Annotated in this window: 8 protein-coding genes; 3 read left to right on the top strand and 5 right to left on the bottom strand. The window is 53.9% G+C overall.

The features are described from left to right. Positions 1-127: 127 nt before the first annotated feature. Complete coding sequence (locus AC27E8_RS03410; protein WP_487098541.1) at positions 128-1,192, bottom strand: helix-turn-helix domain-containing protein; 1,065 nt, start codon at positions 1,190-1,192, stop codon at positions 128-130. 461 nt (positions 1,193-1,653) lie between these two features. On the opposite strand from AC27E8_RS03410, the gene AC27E8_RS03405 reads away from it, so the two are divergent. Genes AC27E8_RS03405 through AC27E8_RS03395 form a run of 3 tightly spaced genes read left to right on the top strand, consistent with a single transcriptional unit; the run spans position 1,654 to position 3,219 of the window. Next, complete coding sequence (locus tag AC27E8_RS03405) at positions 1,654-2,409, top strand: Y-family DNA polymerase (RefSeq protein WP_487098540.1); 756 nt, start codon at positions 1,654-1,656, stop codon at positions 2,407-2,409. Beyond that, on the top strand, positions 2,387-2,908 hold the full coding sequence (locus tag AC27E8_RS03400) for a DinB/UmuC family translesion DNA polymerase (RefSeq protein WP_487098539.1): 522 nt from the start codon (positions 2,387-2,389) through the stop codon (positions 2,906-2,908). Before AC27E8_RS03405 ends, AC27E8_RS03400 begins: the two co-directional genes overlap by 23 nt. Next, positions 2,905-3,219 carry a YolD-like family protein gene (locus tag AC27E8_RS03395; RefSeq protein ID WP_487098538.1) on the top strand — a complete coding sequence of 105 codons (315 nt, stop codon included), beginning with the start codon at positions 2,905-2,907 and terminating at the stop codon, positions 3,217-3,219. Before AC27E8_RS03400 ends, AC27E8_RS03395 begins: the two co-directional genes overlap by 4 nt. A gap of 335 nt (positions 3,220-3,554) precedes the next feature. Here AC27E8_RS03395 and AC27E8_RS03390 read toward each other — a convergent pair whose 3' ends face one another. From AC27E8_RS03390 to AC27E8_RS03375, 4 genes are all read right to left on the bottom strand, one after another. Continuing rightward, on the bottom strand, positions 3,555-3,737 hold the full coding sequence (locus AC27E8_RS03390; RefSeq protein ID WP_487098537.1) for a DUF4177 domain-containing protein: 183 nt from the start codon (positions 3,735-3,737) through the stop codon (positions 3,555-3,557). Between the two features lie 822 nt (positions 3,738-4,559). Further along, positions 4,560-4,808, bottom strand: coding sequence for an IS66 family insertion sequence element accessory protein TnpB (gene tnpB, locus AC27E8_RS03385; RefSeq protein WP_487098542.1), 249 nt, complete (start codon positions 4,806-4,808; stop codon positions 4,560-4,562). A 26-nt stretch (positions 4,809-4,834) separates the two neighbouring features. Continuing rightward, positions 4,835-5,167, bottom strand: coding sequence for an IS66 family insertion sequence element accessory protein TnpA (tnpA, locus tag AC27E8_RS03380; protein WP_487098536.1), 333 nt, complete (start codon positions 5,165-5,167; stop codon positions 4,835-4,837). 34 nt (positions 5,168-5,201) lie between these two features. Then, positions 5,202-5,421, bottom strand: a 220-nt coding sequence (locus tag AC27E8_RS03375; protein ID WP_487111330.1) for a hypothetical protein, incomplete at its 5' end; no start/stop codon positions are given.

The raw sequence follows: 5,421 nt of genomic DNA, 5'->3' as shown, positions 1-5,421 counted from the left end.
GCTGGCTTGTGGCCTTCCAAAGCGAGTTGAACAGCATGGAGTTTAAAGTCGTTGTCGTACTTTTGTGTCACGTGGCTCACCTCGAATCGACTTATTCTTACATTCTCGATTCGCCGTGTCCACTGTTTTAACCTAACACCATGAGGAGCTCAGCTCGAATCGGCGTTGTGACGGGAAGCCCTAAGGCCTCGTGCAAACAAGCTTCTGCATCATCCCAGTTCCCGACGGCTAAGGACCACTTGATTCTCTCTTCAAGCAAACGGGCTTTCCATTCGTCATCAGGTACCTCCTCCATGAGTGTTTGGTATTCTCGATGAAAACCATCTACATCATGTTCGATTCGTTTGAGAACCAACCTGTTGTGTCGGACGGCATAAGAAAGGCGAGTATTCTGAAGGGACTCGGTCAAGTTATGAGCTCTGTCAAGTAGCAACGACACATGTTCTGTCAATCCCGAACTCATCTCAGCGGTTGTCCGCCCGATAATCGCCCACGCTTGAAGCTCTGCACTCCCCACGCGTCGCGCAGACTCGGCAGCCGAGACATAATGTCGAACCGCCTTGTCGTGTTCTCCCAAAAGTTCATAAATGCTTGCTAAGTTGATCTGTGTCCGAACCCAACGCTCATCTGAAGGCCCGAGTAGGTGCAGAATGAGCCTGAAGAACGTCTCCGACATCTTTAACTGACCCAACTGGCGAGTGCTCAAAGCCAGACCCCGTAAAATGTCATAGGCGACGTCTCGGTTGTCGTGCAGTCGTGGGTCGACTACAAGGGGAAGCAAAGTTTCGACGGCACATTGGTAACGTTCCAGGTTCACCAAGGTGATACCCCGGTGGGCGTTAATATGGAAATCCCATGTTGTGAAGTGATATGCCTCACACAAGTTGTGCGCTGACTCCCACATCTCCAAGGCGTCTTTCCATCGTCCTTGCCGTTCTGCCTGCTCTGCCTGATGAATGAGAGTCATCATCGCCTTTTGGACGACTTCGTTGTTGGAACCGAAGAAAATATCCACGGTGACTTGTAAACGTTCCGCTAGATAGGCAAGCGTCTCATAGGTCGGCGTCCTGCGGCCACTTTCGTACAAACTGATCAACGCCCTTGAAATGCCGTTCCCCGCCAAATCCGCTTGGGTCAAGTTTCGCTCTTCGCGAAGTCGCCGAAGAATCTCCGGAAAGGATGCATCCAACATACCATCATCCTCTCCACTCTGTTCCGAAACTGGGATGCGGGTGTTCCTGCCGTTACCTTCTTTGTAACCGACACAGCCCAAATTGACAAGAAAAACATGTGCTACGCTGAGTAGCACATGTTACGGAGACAAAAAGCTACGTTGCGTGGAGAAGGCAATCGACATATACCCTCATACAGAACGCATATTCGTAATAGAGGTGTCCCTACGGACCGTCCTACCACCTTACTCCGTCAACTTCTCATCCTCGAACTCATCCAATCGCACATCAACCGCGAACTTTCGCGCCTCAAGGCACAGATGCGCGCGGACGGCTTGCACATCATCGAGCGCCAGGACGGGAACATGGACGTCCGTGTCGAGTTCCGCATCGGTGATCGCTACGACGAAGCGGTGTTCATGCGCAAGATGTTGGAGGCCGAGTCCTCGAGTCGTGCCAAACGGACGGGGATGATCTCGCGATGACGCAGCTCATCTACGGTCTGGTGGATATGCAGAGCTTTTACGCCTCGTGCGAGGTGGCAAGCCGAGAGGAGTATGCGGCCAGGCGCAAGGAGTGCGATGACTCCACCAACCCACCGCTTGTCGTATCCGGTGATCCGGCCAGGCGTTCGGGCATTATCCTCGCCGCGACGCCGACGGCGAAGCGATACGGCGTCGAAAATGCCATGCGCTTGGGAGAAGCGCTCCGGCTGTACCCACGACTCATCGTCGTGCGACCGCACATGGCATTTTATCTGCACGTGTCCGTGCGGATACAGTTGCTCATGCAGCAATGCTTCCCGTTTCAGGAACAGTTCTCGGTCGACGAAGGCTTTATCGCCTTTCCGTACCCATCCACCTTGTTTCCCGACCCGATCGCGGCGGCGCGCAACCTCCAAGCGCGCATTTGGGACCAGTTTCGCATCCGATCGCGCATTGGACTCGCGCCGAATAAGTGGATCGCGAAGATGGCGAACAAAGCCGCCAAGAAGACGCCTGGTGGCATCGTGTGGTGGCGAGAAGAGGACATTCCGACCGTGCTCCATCCCTTGCCCGTCCAGGAGATGTGGGGCCTGAAACGGCGTGCGGAAGTCCTGCGACACAAGTTCAAGTGCGAGACGATCGGCGACGTCGCGCGTCTGCCCGTCGGCGTGCTCAAGGCTGAGTTTGGTGTGGGGCGAGGTCATCCACCGTTGGGCGAATGGGATCGACGTGAGCGACATAAACCCGCATAGTTACTGCGCACCACACAAGGGCTTCTCCCATCGCACGACGCTGCCGCGGGACTTCTACGAACGCAGTGACATCGCGGTCGTCATCCTGGAGTTGCTGGACGAAGTGTGTCATCGTCTCCGGCAGGCGCATCAAGCCGGTCGGCGTGTGGGACTTGGCCTCACCTACGAGGGATTGACGGGCGGGTTTTACCGTGCAAAGACCTTGCCCCGCGCCACAAACGATCCGGGCGAGCTGTACCCTGTGCTCCTGACGCTACTGGACCAACACTGGGACGGTTCCGGTGTGCGCGCCGTGTCGGTGAGTGTGGACATGCTACAGTTCCGTGAGAGCGTCCAGTTGTCACTGTTCGAGAACGTGCCGGCGCGGACACGGTTGTACGAGACGGTAGACGAGATCCGTGCGCGTTTTGGCGAGACGTCGATCATGCGCGCGGTGAGCCTGACACGCGCTGGGCAACTGCGTGAACGGAGTCTGCGAATCGGAGGTCACTACGCATGAACATCCGTGACGGAAACATCTTCGAGGCCATGCGGCTTGTGCTGCCGGAGCATCGCGAACTTATGGCGAAAATCCAGTGTGAACGAGCAAAACGCAAGCGCCCGGTGCTCACCGAGGAGCGCCTGGAGGAGATGCAATACGCGCTCAGTGAGGCGGTTCGTGAGGGACGCGCCATGCGTGTAACGGTGTTTACGCCAGAACGCGATGTGGTGCTCCTTGGCCGCGTGTCGGTGCGCGACCGGGAACTTCGTGTGAGAACCAACGACGGTGAGCAAGTCGTGAGGTTGGAACACGTGATTGAGACCGAATGATGGCAGACACAGGGAACGGGAACGCCGCGTACCTGTGGGTAAGTCCGACAAGCCACACGACTTCAGGATCCATATCCATCCATGAGCCTACATGCTCTATCTAATCGGATTCCGGGATACAAGAACCCTCCCGATGCTCGATGAGCGCATTTTCAAGCGGCGGGAGGGCAGGTACCCTGCGGGGGTGATTTGACGGTTACAACACAGCACGTATGTGAGCGCAGTGGGATTCGTAGTCCGCGATATTATAGTTGGTTCTCTAACTGCCGTAAATAGACGACTGCCACCCTTGCCGTCAAACTAATCGGCATCGGGACCGCCCTCAACAAACATCTTTATTTACAAATTTCCCTCTTAAAACACAACGTGTATTTACGAATATGCCCAAGATTTATGCTTGTAGGTACAATCGCTGTCAATTCCCATCCATCTAACCCAAATACATTAAGTCTATCCAATAGTTTATCATCATTAGCTACTTCGACAATTTTATACTCCCATGTAATCTTAGATTCCAAATCAACTCCACCTTCAGACAAGAATATGTACTATTGTACTATGCTTCGTACGGTCTGAATTTACCAAACATCTCTTTGGAGTGTCAAGTTGTCAGAAGACCTGGGTCCTTGGCAAATATGCGTAGGTGAGACGTCACAGGCACAATTGTCACACCTCCGCATGCGAGCACCGCACCGCTTCGGGTAGTACGTTGTTGTGAGCAAGTCGTGAGATTGCAAGACGTGATCAAGATCGAATGAGGGTAGACACAGGGGTCGGCGCATGCCTGTGGGTAAGTCCGACAAGCCGCGCCGCTTCAGGATCCCACATCCATCCATGGGTCTACATGCTCTATCCAACTGTCGAAGCCGGGTAATATCGTCAAGTTCAAATATTCCGGAACAAGACCAATTCAACCTCCCACATAGACTGGAACTCTGTCTTTTGCACCCTTGTTATGTATGCAGCAGGAACGTACTCATGCACCGCACTGTCTTTAATTAACCCAACGGTTGTGTAATTTGCTCCGCGATTTACGGCATTGGTGGTTCATTTGCCTGCGGAATCGTCTAACATTTAATCCATACTTAGCTTACACGAATGAATCGTGGTCTGAATTTTCTCTTTCTCGCCCTGCGTCTACAAGTCCGTAAAGAAGCGAAACCATGATGGCAGAAGCACACAACAATAAAGAGGTAAATGGAATCATGTGTTTCCACAAGACATAAACAGATAAAGAAGACAATGCATATATTACGTTCATGATCATAAAATACATAACTGCTTTATTTCTAAACGCTCTCACCACTTTCCGCCCCCAAACACCCGTCTTCTGTTCCATATTATGCATCAATCAGTTGATTCGTCGTCAACAGCGGACAGTGCCCAAAAATTCGCGCCAGATTCCCAAAATCATCGCGATTCGTTCCCCACATCAATGTTCGCTTCTTCTCATGTTCCCGAGACCGATGCCGAGCACAGAAGACAAACAGGCATGGCGAAAACGGATCGAGTTGAAACGACGCCTGAACGAGTGCGGCGAGTCCGTCAATGGATTTGCGCATGTCCGTGGCGCCGCAGGCGAGATACATGCGGTGATCCGAAGTCCAGTCGAAGGCTAGCAAACACACATCACGAGCCGAATGAGCTCAGCAAGCGTCGAGGCGTCGTAGCCGGGACGGAGATCAATCTCGACCAAACCAATGCGCAGGGGCAGGGGCGAGCGGCTTACATCCGAAGGTGATGAGGCCGTCACGACCGACACGAACGTCATGTCATGCGTGCCAGGTGCGGTTTCGTTTCGTAGTCGGCGAAGCCAGTACCAGAACTGATGGGGTTTCAGACCGTGCTCAGCACAAAATTGACTGGCGGACTGGCCACTGTCGTAGAAGGCAGCGATACGTTCACGCCAAAGTTCACGGCGCTGCTGGTGAGACATGTGCTCTCGCATACAAGAAACCTCCCGTGGCTTGATGAGATCATTTTCAAGCAGCGGGAGGGCAGATACCATGTCGGGATGATTTGACGTTTACGCCGACGGCGGTCGGACCGAGGTAGCCCACGTTGATGCCGAGTGTAAGACCGAGAAGTATGAGAAACGCCGGGTTTCTCCAGAAGCTTCGTGATCTCGCATCCGAGGCGGGTTCGCTCTCCGACTCGTCGGCCCCGCCCTCACTCGGCGAGGGCTCCGCTTGCGCTCCGTCC

Source organism: Alicyclobacillus sp. CIJ1 (assembly GCF_057538885.1).
This window is presented reverse-complemented; position numbering and strand designations above follow the sequence as displayed.

Coding starts and splice junctions, on each gene's coding strand:
- AC27E8_RS03410 (WP_487098541.1), bottom strand. CDS start 1,192: ATGTTGGATGCATCCTTTCCGGAGATTCTTCGGCGACTTCGCGAAGAG.
- AC27E8_RS03405 (WP_487098540.1), top strand. CDS start 1,654: ATGACGCAGCTCATCTACGGTCTGGTGGATATGCAGAGCTTTTACGCC.
- AC27E8_RS03395 (WP_487098538.1), top strand. CDS start 2,905: ATGAACATCCGTGACGGAAACATCTTCGAGGCCATGCGGCTTGTGCTG.
- tnpB (WP_487098542.1), bottom strand. CDS start 4,808: ATGTATCTCGCCTGCGGCGCCACGGACATGCGCAAATCCATTGACGGA.
- tnpA (WP_487098536.1), bottom strand. CDS start 5,167: ATGCGAGAGCACATGTCTCACCAGCAGCGCCGTGAACTTTGGCGTGAA.